12 protein-coding genes, 4 tRNA genes and 3 rRNA genes are annotated in these 16680 nt (G+C 43.8%); 17 read left to right on the forward strand and 2 right to left on the reverse strand.

The features are described 5' to 3' along the window. Window positions 1-149: 149 nt before the first annotated feature. The 3 genes from NXG62_RS13360 to NXG62_RS13370 all read left to right on the forward strand — a co-directional run bounded on the left by NXG62_RS13360 (window position 150) and on the right by NXG62_RS13370 (window position 2752). Window positions 150-680, forward strand: coding sequence for a hypothetical protein (locus tag NXG62_RS13360; protein WP_427112912.1), 531 nt, complete (start codon window positions 150-152; stop codon window positions 678-680). 76 nt (window positions 681-756) lie between these two features. After that, window positions 757-1272, forward strand: a complete 516-nt coding sequence (locus NXG62_RS13365) for a transcription repressor NadR (RefSeq protein ID WP_427112913.1) — start codon at window positions 757-759, stop codon at window positions 1270-1272. 163 nt (window positions 1273-1435) lie between these two features. Beyond that, window positions 1436-2752, forward strand: a complete 1317-nt coding sequence (locus tag NXG62_RS13370; protein ID WP_427112914.1) for an MFS transporter — start codon at window positions 1436-1438, stop codon at window positions 2750-2752. A gap of 125 nt (window positions 2753-2877) precedes the next feature. Here the strand turns inward: NXG62_RS13370 and NXG62_RS13375 are convergent, their stop codons facing one another. Beyond that, window positions 2878-3087, reverse strand: coding sequence for a hypothetical protein (locus NXG62_RS13375; RefSeq protein WP_427112915.1), 210 nt, complete (start codon window positions 3085-3087; stop codon window positions 2878-2880). A gap of 210 nt (window positions 3088-3297) precedes the next feature. Here NXG62_RS13375 and NXG62_RS13380 point away from each other — a divergent pair, with 210 nt between their 5' ends. The 8 genes from NXG62_RS13380 (at window position 3298) to NXG62_RS13415 (ending at window position 9701) form a co-directional block, all read left to right on the forward strand. Beyond that, window positions 3298-3777, forward strand: a complete 480-nt coding sequence (locus NXG62_RS13380; protein ID WP_427112916.1) for a GNAT family N-acetyltransferase — start codon at window positions 3298-3300, stop codon at window positions 3775-3777. A gap of 455 nt (window positions 3778-4232) precedes the next feature. Continuing rightward, a 16S ribosomal RNA gene (locus NXG62_RS13385) occupies window positions 4233-5801 on the forward strand. Between the two features lie 132 nt (window positions 5802-5933). Next, window positions 5934-6010, forward strand: a tRNA-Ile gene (locus NXG62_RS13390). 125 nt (window positions 6011-6135) lie between these two features. After that, window positions 6136-6211, forward strand: a tRNA-Ala gene (locus tag NXG62_RS13395). Window positions 6212-6346: 135 nt separating this feature from the next. Further along, a 23S ribosomal RNA gene (locus NXG62_RS13400) occupies window positions 6347-9270 on the forward strand. A 79-nt stretch (window positions 9271-9349) separates the two neighbouring features. After that, window positions 9350-9466 (forward strand): 5S ribosomal RNA (gene rrf / locus NXG62_RS13405). Together the 16S, 23S and 5S rRNA genes with 4 tRNA genes alongside form the textbook arrangement of a ribosomal RNA operon. Before the next feature lie 75 nt (window positions 9467-9541). Continuing rightward, window positions 9542-9617 (forward strand) — tRNA-Trp (locus NXG62_RS13410). Between the two features lie 7 nt (window positions 9618-9624). Then, window positions 9625-9701, forward strand: a tRNA-Arg gene (locus NXG62_RS13415). Between the two features lie 190 nt (window positions 9702-9891). On the opposite strand, the gene NXG62_RS13420 is transcribed toward NXG62_RS13415, so the two are convergent. Then, window positions 9892-11291, reverse strand: a protein-coding gene (locus NXG62_RS13420) for an IS3 family transposase (RefSeq protein ID WP_427111916.1) whose coding sequence is annotated in 2 segments (ribosomal slippage) — window positions 9892-10797 and window positions 10800-11291 — 1398 coding nt in all. Because the reading frame shifts where the segments join, the coding sequence is not laid out codon by codon here. 295 nt (window positions 11292-11586) lie between these two features. Between NXG62_RS13420 and thiL the strand changes: the two genes are divergently transcribed. Genes thiL through NXG62_RS13450 form a run of 6 tightly spaced genes read left to right on the forward strand, consistent with a single transcriptional unit; the run spans window position 11587 to window position 16674 of the window. Next, on the forward strand, window positions 11587-12570 hold the full coding sequence (gene thiL, locus NXG62_RS13425) for a thiamine-phosphate kinase (RefSeq protein WP_427112917.1): 984 nt from the start codon (window positions 11587-11589) through the stop codon (window positions 12568-12570). A 4-nt stretch (window positions 12571-12574) separates the two neighbouring features. Continuing rightward, a complete protein-coding gene (tsaE, locus tag NXG62_RS13430) occupies window positions 12575-13045 on the forward strand; it encodes a tRNA (adenosine(37)-N6)-threonylcarbamoyltransferase complex ATPase subunit type 1 TsaE (protein WP_427112918.1) in 471 nt (156 codons plus the stop codon). Further along, window positions 13029-13739, forward strand: a complete 711-nt coding sequence (tsaB, locus tag NXG62_RS13435) for a tRNA (adenosine(37)-N6)-threonylcarbamoyltransferase complex dimerization subunit type 1 TsaB (RefSeq protein WP_427112919.1) — start codon at window positions 13029-13031, stop codon at window positions 13737-13739. The genes tsaE and tsaB overlap by 17 nt, the downstream gene beginning before the upstream one ends. Then, a complete protein-coding gene (gene rimI / locus NXG62_RS13440) occupies window positions 13730-14200 on the forward strand; it encodes a ribosomal protein S18-alanine N-acetyltransferase (RefSeq protein ID WP_427112920.1) in 471 nt (156 codons plus the stop codon). Before tsaB ends, rimI begins: the two co-directional genes overlap by 10 nt. Before the next feature lie 24 nt (window positions 14201-14224). Continuing rightward, complete coding sequence (gene tsaD / locus NXG62_RS13445; RefSeq protein ID WP_427112921.1) at window positions 14225-15241, forward strand: tRNA (adenosine(37)-N6)-threonylcarbamoyltransferase complex transferase subunit TsaD; 1017 nt, start codon at window positions 14225-14227, stop codon at window positions 15239-15241. Window positions 15242-15255: 14 nt separating this feature from the next. Further along, window positions 15256-16674, forward strand: coding sequence for a sensor histidine kinase (locus NXG62_RS13450; protein WP_427112922.1), 1419 nt, complete (start codon window positions 15256-15258; stop codon window positions 16672-16674). Window positions 16675-16680: the final 6 nt, after the last annotated feature.

Below are 16680 nucleotides of genomic sequence, written 5' to 3' on the forward strand. Positions count from 1 at the left end.
ACCACGCATATTTAATTTAATAATAATAACTCATGGAATTCGTAATATTTAATCTGTTTCTAATCATTATTTAACCTTTTTTTAGTTTTTCGTGGATATACTGTATAAAATTAAATATAAGCATTTTGGTATAGAAGGAGATGAAAACCGTGGTCCGTGCATATGATTTATTAACAGGGACTCAATTATGTATAGCGTTTATTTACGTGGCTATGGCTTTTCTATTTCAAAAAAGACAGGAATTTCATATTTTATTTTTATTTGGTATGCCCATTATGTATATTTGCTGGGGAAGTGTATTGATTTATCATTTTTCTTATTTTTTATATTTGACTTTGCTTTGGATGTTGCTTGGATTTTTGCTTGGCATAGTTATTTCTGTCTATAAACGTAATTGGTTTTCACAATTGTATTATATACAGTCAAAGCATGTTATTAGTTGTCATAAAGCAACTGTTTTAACTGGATATTTTCTTATCAGTGCACTGGCTGCTGGAATATTGCAGTTGTTTTTATATAATTATCCAGACTATATGTACAATTGGAACTTTAATGAAGGTATGGGGTTGATGATTGGAATTTTTATGGGTTTATGTTGGGGGAGTGCTGGTGTTATGCTGCTCAATGTTCAATGGGTTGATGAATTTCATGAAGATTGTTCTTTTACATCTTCGTCGTAGTTGAATCAGGATACTAGATTACGTTGCTTTTTTAGGGAATATGCGTATACTAGTAAAGAGAGGAAGTGGGATTAATATGGACAGTGCAGAACGCAGAAAATGTATATTAGATATACTTTCTTTAGCAAAAACGGCTATTACGGGAACGGAACTATCTAAACAATGTGATGTAAGCCGTCAGATTATTGTTGGGGATGTAGCTATTTTAAGGGCACAAGGTACACCTATTATTTCTACGCCGAGAGGATATCAGCTGGTTCATAACCAAATAGAAGGGGTAAAGAAAGTATTTGTTTGCTGTCATGGCAATGAGGAAGTGAGAAAAGAATTAGAAGCTATTGTTGATAATGGCGGATTGGTTCAGAATGTGGTTGTTGAACATGACGTGTACGGATACTTGGAAGGAACACTGAAATTGCGCTCTCGTCGTGATATAGCACAATATATCAAGCGGATGAAAGAATCTAAAGCAGAACTTCTCTGCAGTATTAACGGGGGCATTCATACGCATTTGGTTGAAGCGGCAACTTCAGAAGAATTGATTGCTATTGAAGAAGCGTTGGATTGCATAGGTGTCTTATATAAAGAATAAGTATAACCAAAAAAAAAATACATTTTTTTAAGACAAGGGAGTAAATCATATTACTATCTTGTCTTTTTTATATTGCATTTTTTCTTACATAAGAGTAAAATGAGTAAATGTAAATATAAATGTCATGACAGATGACAATAATATAAGCAAGGAGGAAATATAGATGATATTGGAACGATTAGAAGCATTGCCAACAGGACGGTTTCATTATAAACTTCTTTTGGTAACGGGATTAGGGTGGTTATTTGATTCTATGGATACAGGGCTGATTGCTTTTATCTTGCCGGTATTAGCAAAAGAATGGCAATTGTCAACGAGTCAAATGGGGATGATCGGCAGTATTGGTTTAGTAGGCATGGCTTTGGGGGCGATTATAGCAGGAACTATTGCTGATCATATAGGGCGTAAAAAAGTCTTTACTATTACCGTATTGATGTATAGTATAGCATCCGGGCTGTGTGCTGTTTCCTGGGATTATGCGAGTTTGCTTGCTTTTCGTTTTCTTGTCGGTTTTGGACTGGGCGGAGAACTACCTGTAGCAGCTACGCTGGTATCGGAATATGCTCCTGCAAAAATACGCGGCCGATTTATTGTGTTGCTTGAAAGTTTTTGGGCTGTCGGCTGGATTGTGGCAGCTTGCATTGCATATTTTCTGATTCCTCTTTATGGATGGCGCATGGCATTTTTTATTGGAGCACTGCCGGCTTTTTATGTTTTTTTAATTCGGATGCATATGCCGGAATCCGTTCGTTATCTTTTATCAAAAGGATATATAACAGAAGCAAGGCAGATTATTACTGATTTAGAAACACAATTGCATGTTCCGGTAAAACCGTTTGATGACGAAACAGAAGTAATACCGAAAGACGCTTCCGTATCTTTCAGCGCTTTATGGAAAAAAACGTTTATTAAGCGAACCGTTATGCTGTGGTTGGCTTGGTTTGGTATTGTGTATAGCTATTATGGTATTTTTATGTGGTTGCCATCTCTTGTATATCAACAGGGCTTTACGGTGGTCAAAACCTTTGAGTATGTATTGATCATGACACTGGCGCAATTGCCGGGATATTACTGCGCGGCTTGGCTGGTGGATTATATTGGAAGAAAATATACATTATCACTGTTTTTGCTTTGCAGTGGCATAGCAAGTTATTTTTTTGGGAATGCTGGAACTGCCGGTATGATTATGATATGGGGCGCTATTATGTCCTTCTTTAATTTAGGTGCATGGGGCGTTATATATACATATACACCGGAATTATACCCCACCTCTATACGAGCGTTAGGCAGCGGATGGGCAGCCGGTTTCGGACGCATTGGCGGTATGATGGCGCCGGTCCTTGTAGGTGTCATGCTATCACGCGGTTTTGATATAGGAACTGTATTTTATATGTTTGCATTTGTTTTAGTGGCCGTTTCGGCAATTGTAATGGGCTTGGGAATAGAAAGCAAACAGAAAAATCTGGAAAGCATTTCTTGAAACAGAAGAAAGCTTCGAATACGAAATGAGACTCCAACTTGCATTCTATACAGGCTAAGCATTCTTCTATTAAAGGCGCTTTAACAAAATTTCCTTGTAATGCCGTTACATGAAGGTGAGCAAACTTATCGATATATGCGTTCTCGTGTGCACGGTATGGTGTCGAAACTTTGGTTCCAATTTCCGCTAGTAATGGCAATATGCGGCGAAAAATCCATGACCATATACCATGAAATAGTGCATACATTGTTTTTGCCGTTGTTGGTCGTAACTAATAGTACGGAGCCTGGTTCCAACCACGTAAAAGCTCTGTTGATGTTTGATTCTTTTTGCATGGTATCACCTTTTGTAATATAAATGCGCATAAGTAGAAAAAACAGAGGGGTTGCTTATAATGGTAAAAATCGATAGTAACAAATAGTATGAAAGAAAAATAATATACCATTAACAGTATAATATATATTATAATATATATTATTGATTCTTTATAAAAGTGCAGGCTGTTTTAAAAAAAATATAGTATTGAATGGACAAAGGATACGGATATGTATAGGAAAAGTGAAGTAAAAGATTGCAAAACTATATACTCTTTGATTTGTGCATTGGAAAATCGGAATCTTTCTTATGAACGATTTGCTGAAATTTATGGGAAACAACTGCTTGATGAACAATACTATTGTTTGATTTATGAACAAAATAATAGTATACAGGGGATGCTTAACCTGCGTTTTGAAGAACAACTTCATCATGCTGCTGAGATTGCTGAGATTTTGGAATTTATTGTTTCAGAAAACTGCAGAGGAGAAGGTATTGGTAAAAGAATATTTCAGCGGGCTTGTGAAATCGCAAAAAATCGAGGTTGCATACAAATTGAAGTCGCTTGCAATCAATTACGAAAAAGTTCTCATTTATTTTATATGAGAGAAGGAATGCATAATTTCCATTTTAAGTTTTCTAAAAGCCTATGCAGCGAAGAGGAAGGTATAAATGCATTAGGGCGTGATTTCACCGGAGAGATATTTTAAAAAATAAAAACAAAATAATACTGTTGAAAACAATGATATCAGGTTGTTTGGGAAGACTTTTATCAAGCTATACTTTGTCGGAGAGTCTTATAAATAACGTTCAATGAAGATGTTTTGTATAATTGTTAGAAAATATAGCGTGAAAATGGTACATTTCTATTGACAGCGATTGTTTTTAATGCTAAAATACAAAAGTCGCATGAGCCCGGAGTACTAGTGAATGAAACGAAAGAATGAAGTTCAAATTAGTGCTTGACAGAATCTCAAAATGTGATATACTGAATGAGCTGTTAGGTGAGCAAACGCAAACTTAAAAACAGCAATGACCTTTGAAAACTGAACAATGTAACGAACAAACAAACGCCAGAGTGCGAGGTCTTGGAAACAAGACGTCAAAACGAGTAAGAAAACGAACCAAAAACAATAGCAAGAAGGAGCCGAATGGCTCTTCATATATCATGGAGAGTTTGATCCTGGCTCAGGACGAACGCTGGCGGCGTGCTTAACACATGCAAGTCGAACGAGGTCTTTCAAGAAGCTTGCTTCTTAAAAGACCGAGTGGCAAACGGGTGAGTAACGCGTAAACAACCTGCCCTCAGGATGGGGACAACAGCTGGAAACGGCTGCTAATACCGAATACGATCAAACGGCCGCATGGCCGGATGATGAAAGGATGGCCTCTATATATAAGCTATCGCCGGAGGAGGGGTTTGCGTCTGATTAGCTGGTTGGAGGGGTAACGGCCCACCAAGGCGACGATCAGTAGCCGGTCTGAGAGGACGAACGGCCACATTGGAACTGAGACACGGTCCAGACTCCTACGGGAGGCAGCAGTGGGGAATCTTCCGCAATGGGCGAAAGCCTGACGGAGCAACGCCGCGTGAGTGAAGACGGCCTTCGGGTCGTAAAGCTCTGTTATATGGGACGAACGTATCTATGGCCAATACCCATAGATAGTGACGGTACCGTAAGAGAAAGCCACGGCTAACTACGTGCCAGCAGCCGCGGTAATACGTAGGTGGCAAGCGTTGTCCGGAATTATTGGGCGTAAAGGGCGCGCAGGCGGCCGGTCAAGTCTGTCTTAAAAGTGCGGGGCTCAACCCCGTGATGGGACGGAAACTGGCAGGCTGGAGTGTCGGAGAGGAAAGCAGAATTCCTAGTGTAGCGGTGAAATGCGTAGATATTAGGAGGAATACCAGTGGCGAAAGCGGCTTTCTGGACGACAACTGACGCTGAGGCGCGAAAGCCAGGGGAGCAAACGGGATTAGATACCCCGGTAGTCCTGGCCGTAAACGATGGGTACTAGGTGTAGGAGGTATCGACCCCTTCTGTGCCGGAGTTAACGCAATAAGTATCCCGCCTGGGGAGTACGGCCGCAAGGCTGAAACTCAAAGGAATTGACGGGGGCCCGCACAAGCGGTGGAGTATGTGGTTTAATTCGACGCAACGCGAAGAACCTTACCAAGCCTTGACATTGATTGAACGAGGCAGAGATGCCTTTTTCCTCTTCGGAGGACAAGAAAACAGGTGGTGCACGGCTGTCGTCAGCTCGTGTCGTGAGATGTTGGGTTAAGTCCCGCAACGAGCGCAACCCCTATCTTCTGTTACCAGCACGTAAGGGTGGGGACTCAGGAGAGACTGCCGCAGACAATGCGGAGGAAGGCGGGGATGACGTCAAGTCATCATGCCCCTTATGGCTTGGGCTACACACGTACTACAATGGCTCTCAATAGAGGGACGCGAAGGAGCGATCCGGAGCAAACCCCAAAAACAGAGTCCCAGTTCGGATTGCAGGCTGCAACCCGCCTGCATGAAGCAGGAATCGCTAGTAATCGCAGGTCAGCATACTGCGGTGAATACGTTCCCGGGCCTTGTACACACCGCCCGTCACACCACGAAAGTCATTCACACCCGAAGCCGGTAAGGTAACCGCAAGGAGCCAGCCGTCGAAGGTGGGGGCGATGATTGGGGTGAAGTCGTAACAAGGTAGCCGTATCGGAAGGTGCGGCTGGATCACCTCCTTTCTAGGGAGACATGGGCAGGACCCCGACGGGGTGCCTGCAGTCATCTTTAGGTCGGCACTTTGGTACATGTACGTTACATTGTTTAGTTTTGAGAGGCCATTTTTGTATGGTATCTCAATTTTATAGTTCCATGGGCCTATAGCTCAGCTGGTTAGAGCGCACGCCTGATAAGCGTGAGGTCGGTGGTTCAAGTCCACCTAGGCCCACCATGGCAATCCGATATACCCGAAGACACAGTATGTGGGATACGGACAATCGGGGCGCATTAGTAACGTTGCGATGACAAGCCATCTGAGATTTAATATCTAGGGGTGGAAAGCCGGAGCAATTAAGTGGGGGCGTAGCTCAGCTGGGAGAGCACCTGCCTTGCAAGCAGGGGGTCAGGAGTTCAATTCTCCTCGTCTCCACCAAATTTTATTTTCTCGTACCTTGACAACTGCATAGAAAAGTATTGAATAAGTAAAACCTCTTTAAATAAAGAGAGTCAAACTTAACGAACCGAAGAAACTCAAACATAGTAGGTGGGTACGAACGTACCAAGAGAAAGTCAAGTAAGTAAGGGCGTACGGCGGATGCCTAGGCCATGTCAGCCGAAGAAGGACGCGATAAGCTGCGATAAGCTGCGGGGAGGTGCAAGTAACCAGAGAGCCGCAGATTTCCGAATGGGGAAACCCGGCAGCAGGAGTGCTGCCACTCCACGCAAGTGAGAGAGGGCACCCGGTGAACTGAAACATCTAAGTAGCCGGAGGAAAAGGAATCAACAGAGATACCCCAAGTAGCGGCGAGCGAACGGGGCAGAGCCCAAACCGGGACGGGCAACCGACCCGGGGTTGCGGACTACCAACAAGCGCGCAAGGCGAGCCGAACCAGCTGGGAAGCTGGGCCAGAGACGGTGAAAGCCCGGTAGGCGAAACGGCGCGCGCGGGGTAGGATCCAGAGTACCACGAGACACGAGAAACCTTGTGGGAAGCAGGGGGGACCACCCTCCAAGGCGAAACACTGACATGAACCGATAGCGCATAGTACCGTGAGGGAAAGGTGAAAAGCACCCCGGGAGGGGAGTGAAAGAGAACCTGAAACCGTATGTCTACAAGCAGTCGGAGAGCGTATATATATCAGCTCGACGGCGTGCCTATTGAAGAATGAACCGGCGAGTTACTTCATCCAGCGAGGTTAAGCGGGAAACGTGGAGCCGCAGCGAAAGCGAGTCTGAACAGGGCGACAAGTTGGATGGAGTAGACCCGAAACCACAGTGATCTACCCATGTCCAGGTTGAAGCACAGGTAAAAATGTGTGGAGGACCGAACCAGTGAGCGTTGAAAAGCTTTTGGATGAGATGTGGGTAGGGGTGAAATGCCAATCGAACGTGGAGATAGCTGGTTCTCCCCGAAATAGCTTTAGGGCTAGCCTCATGGCGAGAGTACAGGCGGTAGAGCACTGAACGGGGTAGGGTCCTATCCGGATACTGAACCTAATCAAACTACGAATGGCTGTACTTATACATGGGAGTCAGACTGCGAGTAATAAGGCCCGTAGTCAAAAGGGAAACAGCCCAGACCAACAGCTAAGGTCCCCAATGCCGTACTAAGTGGCGAAGGATGTGGAATTTCGAAAACAACCAGGATGTTGGCTCAGAAGCAGCCACCATTAAAAGAGTGCGTAATAGCTCACTGGTCGAGAGACTCTGCGCCGAAGATGACCGGGGCTAAAGTACGGAACCGAAGCTTTGGCATGTGTCTGAGGACACATGGGTAGGGGAGCGTTCCTGCAGGGAAGAAGCCTGACCGGAAGGACAGGTGGACCGGCAGGAAGAGAGAATGCCGGTATGAGTATCGAAAAGAAAGGTGAGAATCCTTTCCACCGAAAGCCTAAGGTTTCCTGGGCAACGATCGTCGACCCAGGGTAAGTCGGGGCCTAATCCGAGGCGGAGAAGCGTAGGAGATGGACAACAGGTTGAGATTCCTGTACCACGACAGTCTGTTCGAGCGAAGGAGCGACACAAGAAGGAAAGCGCGCATGCGATTGGAAGAGCATGTCCAAGCTGGTAGGTTGGATGAGAGGCAAATCCCTCATCCGGAAGGCCGAGAAGCGATGGGGAGCTTCTGGAGACAGAAGCGAAGGGGCCGGACCTAAATTGTCAAGAAAAACTTCTAGTGAGGACTGTGGTGCCCGTACCGTAAACCGACACAGGTAGGCAGGAAGAGAATTCTAAGGTGCGCGGGAAAACCCTCGTTAAGGAACTCGGCAAAATATATCCGTAACTTCGGGAAAAGGATAGCCCAGAGTAGGTGAAGCGCAGAAGCGCGCGGAGCCGGAATGGGCGGCAGAAGAGAGGCCCAAGCGACTGTTTACCACAAACACAGGCGTCTGCTAAAGGGAAACCTGATGTATAGATGCTGACACCTGCCCGGTGCTGGAAGGTTAAGAGGAAGTGTTAGCGCAAGCGAAGCAGTGAATTGAAGCCCCAGTAAACGGCGGCCGTAACTATAACGGTCCTAAGGTAGCGAAATTCCTTGTCGGGTAAGTTCCGACCCGCACGAAAGGTGTAACGATTTGGGCACTGTCTCAACGAGGGACCCGGTGAAATTGAAGTACCTGTGAAGATGCAGGTTACCCGCGACTGGACAGAAAGACCCCATGGAGCTTTACTGTAACCTGAGATTGAATTTTGGTAAGAGACGTACAGGATAGGTGGGAGGCAGGGAAGTGAGTACGCCAGTATTCACGGAGCCGCTGGTGGGATACCACCCTTGTTTTACCGGAATTCTAACGAAAAGCGTAACAAGCTTGCGGACAGTCTCAGGCGGGCAGTTTGACTGGGGCGGTCGCCTCCAAAAGAGTAACAGAGGCGCCCAAAGGTTCCCTCAGCGCGGACGGAAACCGCGCGCAGAGTGCAAAGGCAGAAGGGAGCTTGACTGCGAGACGGACAGGTCGAGCAGGGACGAAAGTCGGGCTTAGTGATCCGGTGGCATCCGAGTGGAAGGGCCATCGCTCAACGGATAAAAGCTACCCTGGGGATAACAGGCTTATCTCTCCCAAGAGTCCATATCGACGGGGAGGTTTGGCACCTCGATGTCGGCTCATCACATCCTGGGGCTGAAGTAGGTCCCAAGGGTTGGGCTGTTCGCCCATTAAAGTGGTACGCGAGCTGGGTTCAGAACGTCGTGAGACAGTTCGGTCCCTATCCATCGCGGGCGGAAGAAACTTGAAAGGGGCTGCTCCTAGTACGAGAGGACCGGAGTGGACGGACCAATGGTGTACCAGTCATACCGCCAGGTGTGCAGCTGGGTAGCTACGTCCGGGACGGATAAACGCTGAAAGCATCTAAGCGTGAAACCAGCCTAAAGATGAGGTTTCTCATTACGCAAGTAAGTAAGGTCCCACAGAGACGATGTGGTTGATAGGCCGGGAGTGGAAGTACAGTGATGTATGGAGCGGACCGGTACTAATAGACCGAGGACTTGACTTAAGCACGAAACATCCGCTATGTAAGACCTTTAGTTCGCAGATACTTTTCTTTGTGGTTGTCAGGGTATGACCCTGAACGATTCAGTGGCGACAGCTGCGGGGATCCACCTGTTCCCATGCCGAACACAGCAGTTAAGCCCGCAAACGCCGAAAGTACTTGGGTGGAAGCGCCCTGGGAGGATAGGAAGCCGCTGATTATAGAGTGAATCAGACTTAAATGTCGGAGTCGACGTTTAAGTCTGGATACACTTATACTGATTTTTTCAGTATATAGGGGTATAGCTCAATTGGTAGAGTAGCGGTCTCCAAAACCGTTGGTTGAGGGTTCGACTCCTTCTGCCCCTGCCATTTTTATGACTCGGTAGCTCAGCTGGATAGAGTGACTGACTACGAATCAGTAGGTCTAGGGTTCGAATCCCTACCGGGTCACCAAAGGAATTTTGTTCGAACTCCCAATCCTAACATTTTGTTTAGAATTGGGAGTTTTTTTGTTAGTATTACTCCATTGAACTATAATGTTTGAAGAATTATGTTTTTTTTAAAAGCACTCACCAGGGAGATTGTAGTGACCCCATAAAGTTAGACCTAACCGTAGTAGCATTTATTGCTGCTACGGTTTTTATTATGCTGCGACATGACGTAACCGATAGTTTACCGGACTTAACCAGCCAAGCTTTGATTTGATTCTACGGTTGTTATAATAGATGATGTATTTCTCAATTGCTTTTTGTAACTCTTCGAAGCTGTGATATGTACGGCCATAATATAGTTCCTGTTTTAAGAGTCCAAAGAAATTTTCCATCACGCTATTGTCAAGGCAGGTTCCCTTTCGGGACATGCTCTGATAAATCCGTTCTTCTTTTAAGCGACTAACATATCCTCCCATTTGATAGGCCCAACCCTGGTCGGAGTGAAAGGTCCGGCGATAAGGACAGTCGCCGGTTACCTCAATGGCCCGTTCCAAGGCAGACATGATTCCCTGTGATGACGGGCGTTTCGTAAAGCTGAAGCTGATAATCTCACGATTGAATAGATCCAGGAATGGATCAAGGTACGCCTTACGTGTAATGATGGTTCCTTTTGTGTCGATCTCATAATATTTAAATTCTGTCGTATCCGTGGTGATTTTCTGATGTGGGATACAGGTGTCGAATCGTCGGCGCAGACGGTTAGGCGCGACGCGGCCCACGGTTCCTTTGTAGGAATTATACTTACGGTTTTTGTGTATAAATGACGTAACCTGCAGCCCCAGCTTCTGAATCAGTCGTTGTACACGTTTTCGATTGATGAGAAGGCCCTCTTCATGCAGTTTCCCCCAGATACGACGATAACCAAAGTCCTTATCACTTTTACGGATGGCTATAATCTTTGCTTCTATATCTGCATCTGGAGAAGGCAGATCGAAGCGCTTCTGCCAGTACATATACGTTGCCTTGGGAAGCTTGGCAACGGCAAGGATATCTTTTAGTTTGAATGATCCTCGGAGACTGTGGATGATCCTTGCTTGTTTTTCTGCGCCTCTTCCGCTAAACGCAGTCTCCTCACTTCTTTTAAATATGCTACCTCAATTCGTAATTTGAGATTTTCTTCCTCGAGTTGTTTAAGTCTCTCCGTCTGCGCTTCTGGTGATGCTGGGTGGATAGTTGATTTATCTGACACCTTCGATCTCCTGCCTTTCCGTTGCGGTTTGAGGCCATCTACACCAACCGCACGATAACGCTGAACCCAAGAGGTTAGCATACTTGGCGTATGTATACCTAGCGAAAGAGCTAACTCGTTGTAAGATGACTCTGTACTTAGATATAACTCTACCGCATGTTGCTTAAATTGAAAAGAGTATGTTTTCTTCTGGCGTGACCGTTGAAGAGCTTGTGAACCGTTTTCACGATACACGGCAACCCATTCTCTGAGAACTTTGTTGCTAGGAATATGATACTTCTTTGATAATAGCATATAGCCTAATTTTCCTTGCAAATACTCGTTGACAACTTTCATCTTAAATTCAAAACTATATTTTGCCATAAAAAGCTGACCCCCATAAGCTAGATTTCTAGGTCTAACTTATGGGGGTCAGTACAGATATAGTGAGTGTTTTTTTATATTACTAGTTTACTTGGCTGCGTATGTTGAAATATTCTGGATTTATCTGTTGTTTTTTTGGATATTTAAAATATGAGTTGCAGATTATAAGGCTGATGCAGTATTTATATAAATAAGCTATAATGAATGTTAGTTGTATTTTTCTTTTATTTCGACTATTATATATATTATATGTGATTGATATAGGTGGATATGAAGAGTAAGGAGTATTCAATTCATGAAAATTTCTGAGTTAGGTGAATTTGGTTTTATTGATGCAATTAAAGATGGCACACTGTTTAGTCCCGAGTCTGTCGTTATCGGTATTGGCGATGATGGCGCAGTTTATAAGACGACGGCGGGAATGGAACAAATAGCGGTCATTGATACGATGGTAGAAAATAGCCATTTTATTATTCAACGGACGGGAGATTGGTATGATGTAGGCGTTAAAGCTGTTGTTTCTAATTTAAGTGATATTGCAGCGATGGGGGGCATTCCTACTCATATTGTTCTTTCAACAGCAATTGCCGAGAATATGGAAGTGGATGACCTGATATCTTTATACAAGGGGATTAAGGATATTTGTCGAAAATATGGTGTGAATATTATTGGCGGTGACACGGTAATGTCTAAAGAGGGATTAGTTATTACAGTAGCTGCTTTTGGTGAAATTGAAGCAGGCAGAGCGATTCCCCGAGGTGGGGCAAGGATCGGTGATATCGTAGCGGTTTCGCATACCTTGGGAGACTCAGCGGGTGGATTAGATGTTCTGCTTTCTGGGGAAAAAGGGTATGAAAAACTCAAAAAAGCCCATCGTTTACCAGAGCCGCAGATAGAATTAGGAAGATTACTGGTAGAACATAATTGTCATAGCTTAAATGATATAAGCGACGGCTTAGCCAGTGAAATAAATGAAATTGCTTCAGCCAGCAAGGTGGAAATTATGTTGGATCGCGAGGCAATTCCTATTAGTGATGAATTGAAACTATGGTCGGAAAAGACAGCGCAGGATATTTGGAAATTTGTTCTAAACGGCGGAGAAGATTATGAATTGGTATTTACTATGAGCCCCGAAGACTTCGCAGTACTTCAAAAAACATACATTTATGTAACTGCTATTGGCAGTGTCCGTCAGGGACCTGTGGGAGTAAAAATTTCTCATAAGGGAATAGAGAATAAATTACTGCCTTTGGGATTTCATCATTTTAGCGAGGAATAAAGTAATGGAGATAGATGTATATACACATTCGGAAAAGAATACGATACAATTAGGAACTATTCTTGGAGCTATTCTAAAATCGGGGGATGTTTTAGCTTTGCAGGGCGACTTGGGCGCTGGTAAAACTCATTTTGTTCAAGGAATTGCAAAAGGAATGGGAATTACGGATATAGTTGTGAGTCCGACTTTTACGATATTTAATTATTATGAAAATGAACTGCCATTGCAGCATTTTGATTTTTATCGATTGGAAGAAGACTATGAGTTAGACGATCTAGGTTTTGACGATTATATATCAAATGGAGTGACTGTCATTGAATGGTCTGAAAAATTTCCGGATCGTTTACCCGTTGATGCTGCAACCATTAGTATAGAAAAAAAAGGTCCGACGGATCGCTTATTTCATTTTATATTTTCAAGTGAACGTTGGATACAAGCTGAAAAAGAGGTACAGAATTATGTTGCTAGCCATTGAAACATCTAGTTTAGTATCTAGCGTTGCTCTTTTGCATAATGACACATTACGTGCCGAACTTACGATACAGGCAAAATTGACCCATTCTGAGCAACTTATGCCTCATATTGCTGATATGCTGGATAAGGCCTTTGTGCCGAAAAATACAATTGACAGTATTGCGGTTGCTGTCGGTCCCGGTTCTTTTACGGGACTGCGGATTGGACTGGCCACAGCTAAGGGGTTGGCGTATGCTTGGAACATTCCTATTGTAGGTGTTTCTACGCCGGAAAGTTTAGCATGGAATAGTATAGGCTGTGCTGATTTAATTTGCCCGTTAATTGATGCGCAGAAGGGGAATGTTTATTTTTCCTTATATGAATGGCAGGGAACGCAGCTTATAGAACGGGTTCCTATTGGCATAAAAAAATTGGAGGATGTTCTTGTTACGATTGAAAAATATGATCGACCTGTCGCGTTTTGTGGAGATGGAGCATTGTTGGGACGGCGTGTTATAGAACAGAAAAATTGTTTTTTTCGTATGGCACCGCCAACCATGGTTATACCCAGAGCTGGTAGTGTGGCGTTGGCAGGTGCTCTGCGGCTTGCCGAAGGCAGCGTGGATGACTGCATGAGCTTAACGCCTTCGTATAAAAGGCGCAGTGAAGCTGAGGTACTTTGGGAAAAACGGCATGGCGGTCAATCATGTCTATGAGAGTGCGTGAAGCGCAGCGGAAGGATTGGGAAGGGATTTGTCAAGTTGAACAGGAAGCATTTTCTCAGCCTTGGACTAAAGATGCTGTTATTAGAGAACTTATGAATATAGATCTTACCATGTATTATGTATTAGAAGATGAACAAGGTGTTATATGGGGTTATGCTGGGTTATGGCATGTACTTGATGAAGGCCAGATTACCAACATCGCGTTGCGAAAAGCTTGCCGCGATCGTGGGTACGGGGAATTATTGTTGCGCTTATTGATGGAAGCTGCGTGGAAACGCGGTTGTTCAGTGATATTTCTTGAAGTACGTTTTTCTAATTTACCGGCACTTCATCTATACCGAAAATTGGGATATACGGTCGTAAGTGTCCGTAAGCAATATTATACACAGCCTACGGAGGACGCTTATGTCATGAGTTGTGAGCAAAAAAAATATCACTGGGCCGATAAATAGGTCTGGAGAAAGAAGTTATGATATATGTATACATTAGCGTTAGAAACCAGCTGTGATGAAACATCAGCAGCAGTCATATTAGACGGACGCAACATTTTGTCCAATGTTATTTCAACGCAGGTTCCTATTCATCGCAAGTTTGGCGGGGTTGTCCCGGAAATAGCATCCAGACAGCATATAGAATATGTCATGCCGATTATTGATGAAGCATTGAAGCAGTCTGGGGTTACACTACAGAAAATAGATCATATCGGAGTCACGTATGGTCCCGGACTTGTTGGGGCATTGCTTGTCGGAGTAGCTGTGGCAAAAGCAATTAGCTTTGCTCTAGATAAGCCTCTTATCGGGGTAAACCACATGGAAGGGCATATTTTTGCCAATTTTTTAAGTCATCCTGAGTTAGAACCGCCGTTTTTATCTTTAGTTGTATCGGGAGGGCACACACAGCTTGTGTGTATTGAAGGGTATAATTCTTTTAAACTTTTGGGACAGACCCGGGATGATGCTGCTGGGGAAGCTTTTGACAAAATTGCCAGAGTTATGGGATATCCGTATCCGGGAGGTCCTCAGATTGATAAACTGGCTAAGACAGGAAATCCAGATGCCATTATATTTCCTAAAGCGCTCCATGAAAAAAATAATTTTGAATTTAGTTTCAGTGGGTTAAAATCGGCAGTTCTTAATTATCTTCATACACAAGAACAACGTGGTTTGAACTATGTTGCAAGTGATGTTGCGGCAAGTTTTCAAAAGACGGTGGTGGATACATTGGTAGAGAAAACAATCAATGCTGCCGCCTATTGCGGCATGAAAAAGATAGCTGTTGCGGGCGGCGTGGCAGCTAACAGCGGTTTGGCGAAAGCTATGGCAACTGCCTGCCGTGTTCAGGGGTATACATTATATCGTCCAGACCCGGTTCTTTGTACCGACAATGGTGCCATGATTGGCTGTCGGGCATATTATATGGCCATAGAAAACCGGTTTTCCGATTTAACACTTAATGCTGATCCGGCTTTGGCAATAACATCTTCACAGAGGTGATAAAAATGGCGTCCATGAATGATATATGTCGGGAAAAAAGCATACTATCTGATGTACAGATTCGCATATTAAATAATAGTATGGACTTGTTGCAGTTTGCCAGTGATTTATCACAGCGTGAAATTAATGTTTTTGTACTGGGTAAGCAAAAAGACACACTTGTCCTTGCTGCACAACGCACCCCTTTATTTCTGCGATTAAGTGAAACCGTTGCAGAAGCCGGCGCTGGTGAAAGCATTACGGCCTATGATGAACCTTTGGCCTTACGAGTCTTTCAGACAGGGACACCTTTAAAAGGAGCTAAAGAACGAGAATTCGGTAAGATGGAGCCGATGATGGCGTATCCTTTTGTTGATAATGCGGGAGATACAATTGCTGTCATTACGTTTGTTGGGAAAGTTGAGAATAATCGAAATATACTTACGGATACGGCATTTCAAGCACTGCAGGTGCCTATTATAGATAAATCGTGCAAACTGTATCAGGCGTTATCGGTACAAGATGGTATTATCCTTATCAGTGGGGAAGGCAAAGTGGTATATGCAGATGAAATGGCTGAAAGTATCATGCATCTTCGTGGCCGGGATATACGATTGATAGGTGAAAATATTTATAACAGCCGCGTAAATTTATCCGGAGCCAAAAAAGCGCTAGCAACACATGAAGGTTTTGTAGAGGATATACGTCATGGAAAAATTATTTTTACACAAAGAGTAATACCGCTCCTCAGTGGAGGAAAAGTATCCCGGATTATCATTGTTATTACAGAACGAACAGAAATTCACCGTAAAGAAGAAGAATTGATGGTCAAGACATCGGTCATCAAAGAAATTCATCATCGTGTCAAAAATAATCTCCAAACGATAGCCAGTCTTTTGCGGATGCAGATGCGCCGGGTAGAGAGTCAGGAGGCCAGAGATGTATTACAAGAAAGTTTGCATCGTATTTTGAGTATTTCTCTGGTGCATGAAATATTATCCCATCATGATGAAGAAAATATTGATATTTCAGATGTAGCACAAAAATTGTTAACTTTGCTTTTACATAGCATGGTAAGTCGAGAAAGTCGTATCGAAGCTAAATTTGAAGGGCAGAAACTAATTTTACCTTCAGAGGCGGCTACTTCGATAGCATTAGTAATCAATGAATTAATTACGAATGCTATCGAACATGGATTTGAGGGAATTCATGAAGGCACTATAAGTGTAATTATTCATAATGAAGGCACATGGGGAATGATGGTAATAGCCGATAATGGAAGAGGCATGGATATCGATGCGGTACGGAATTATAAAGGACGTAAGCATTTAGGCTTGCAGATTGTATCTACACTAGTAGAAAAGGATCTGCATGGAACATTGAACTTTTCTTTGGCAGAGCCGCAGGGGACAAAAGCCATTATTCGATTTCCGTTACATGAGAAGGGGGAATAATACATT

Origin of the sequence: Megasphaera sueciensis (genome assembly GCF_050219315.1) — a bacterium.
Taxonomy (GTDB): Bacteria; Bacillota; Negativicutes; order Veillonellales; family Megasphaeraceae; genus Megasphaera_A; species Megasphaera_A sueciensis.

Coding starts and splice junctions, on each gene's coding strand:
- NXG62_RS13375 (WP_427112915.1), bottom strand. CDS start 3,087: ATGCAAAAAGAATCAAACATCAACAGAGCTTTTACGTGGTTGGAACCA.
- NXG62_RS13380 (WP_427112916.1), top strand. CDS start 3,298: ATGTATAGGAAAAGTGAAGTAAAAGATTGCAAAACTATATACTCTTTG.
- tsaE (WP_427112918.1), top strand. CDS start 12,575: ATGGAGATAGATGTATATACACATTCGGAAAAGAATACGATACAATTA.
- NXG62_RS13370 (WP_427112914.1), top strand. CDS start 1,436: ATGATATTGGAACGATTAGAAGCATTGCCAACAGGACGGTTTCATTAT.
- NXG62_RS13450 (WP_427112922.1), top strand. CDS start 15,256: ATGAATGATATATGTCGGGAAAAAAGCATACTATCTGATGTACAGATT.
- rimI (WP_427112920.1), top strand. CDS start 13,730: ATGTCTATGAGAGTGCGTGAAGCGCAGCGGAAGGATTGGGAAGGGATT.
- tsaB (WP_427112919.1), top strand. CDS start 13,029: ATGTTGCTAGCCATTGAAACATCTAGTTTAGTATCTAGCGTTGCTCTT.
- thiL (WP_427112917.1), top strand. CDS start 11,587: ATGAAAATTTCTGAGTTAGGTGAATTTGGTTTTATTGATGCAATTAAA.
- NXG62_RS13365 (WP_427112913.1), top strand. CDS start 757: ATGGACAGTGCAGAACGCAGAAAATGTATATTAGATATACTTTCTTTA.
- tsaD (WP_427112921.1), top strand. CDS start 14,225: ATGTATACATTAGCGTTAGAAACCAGCTGTGATGAAACATCAGCAGCA.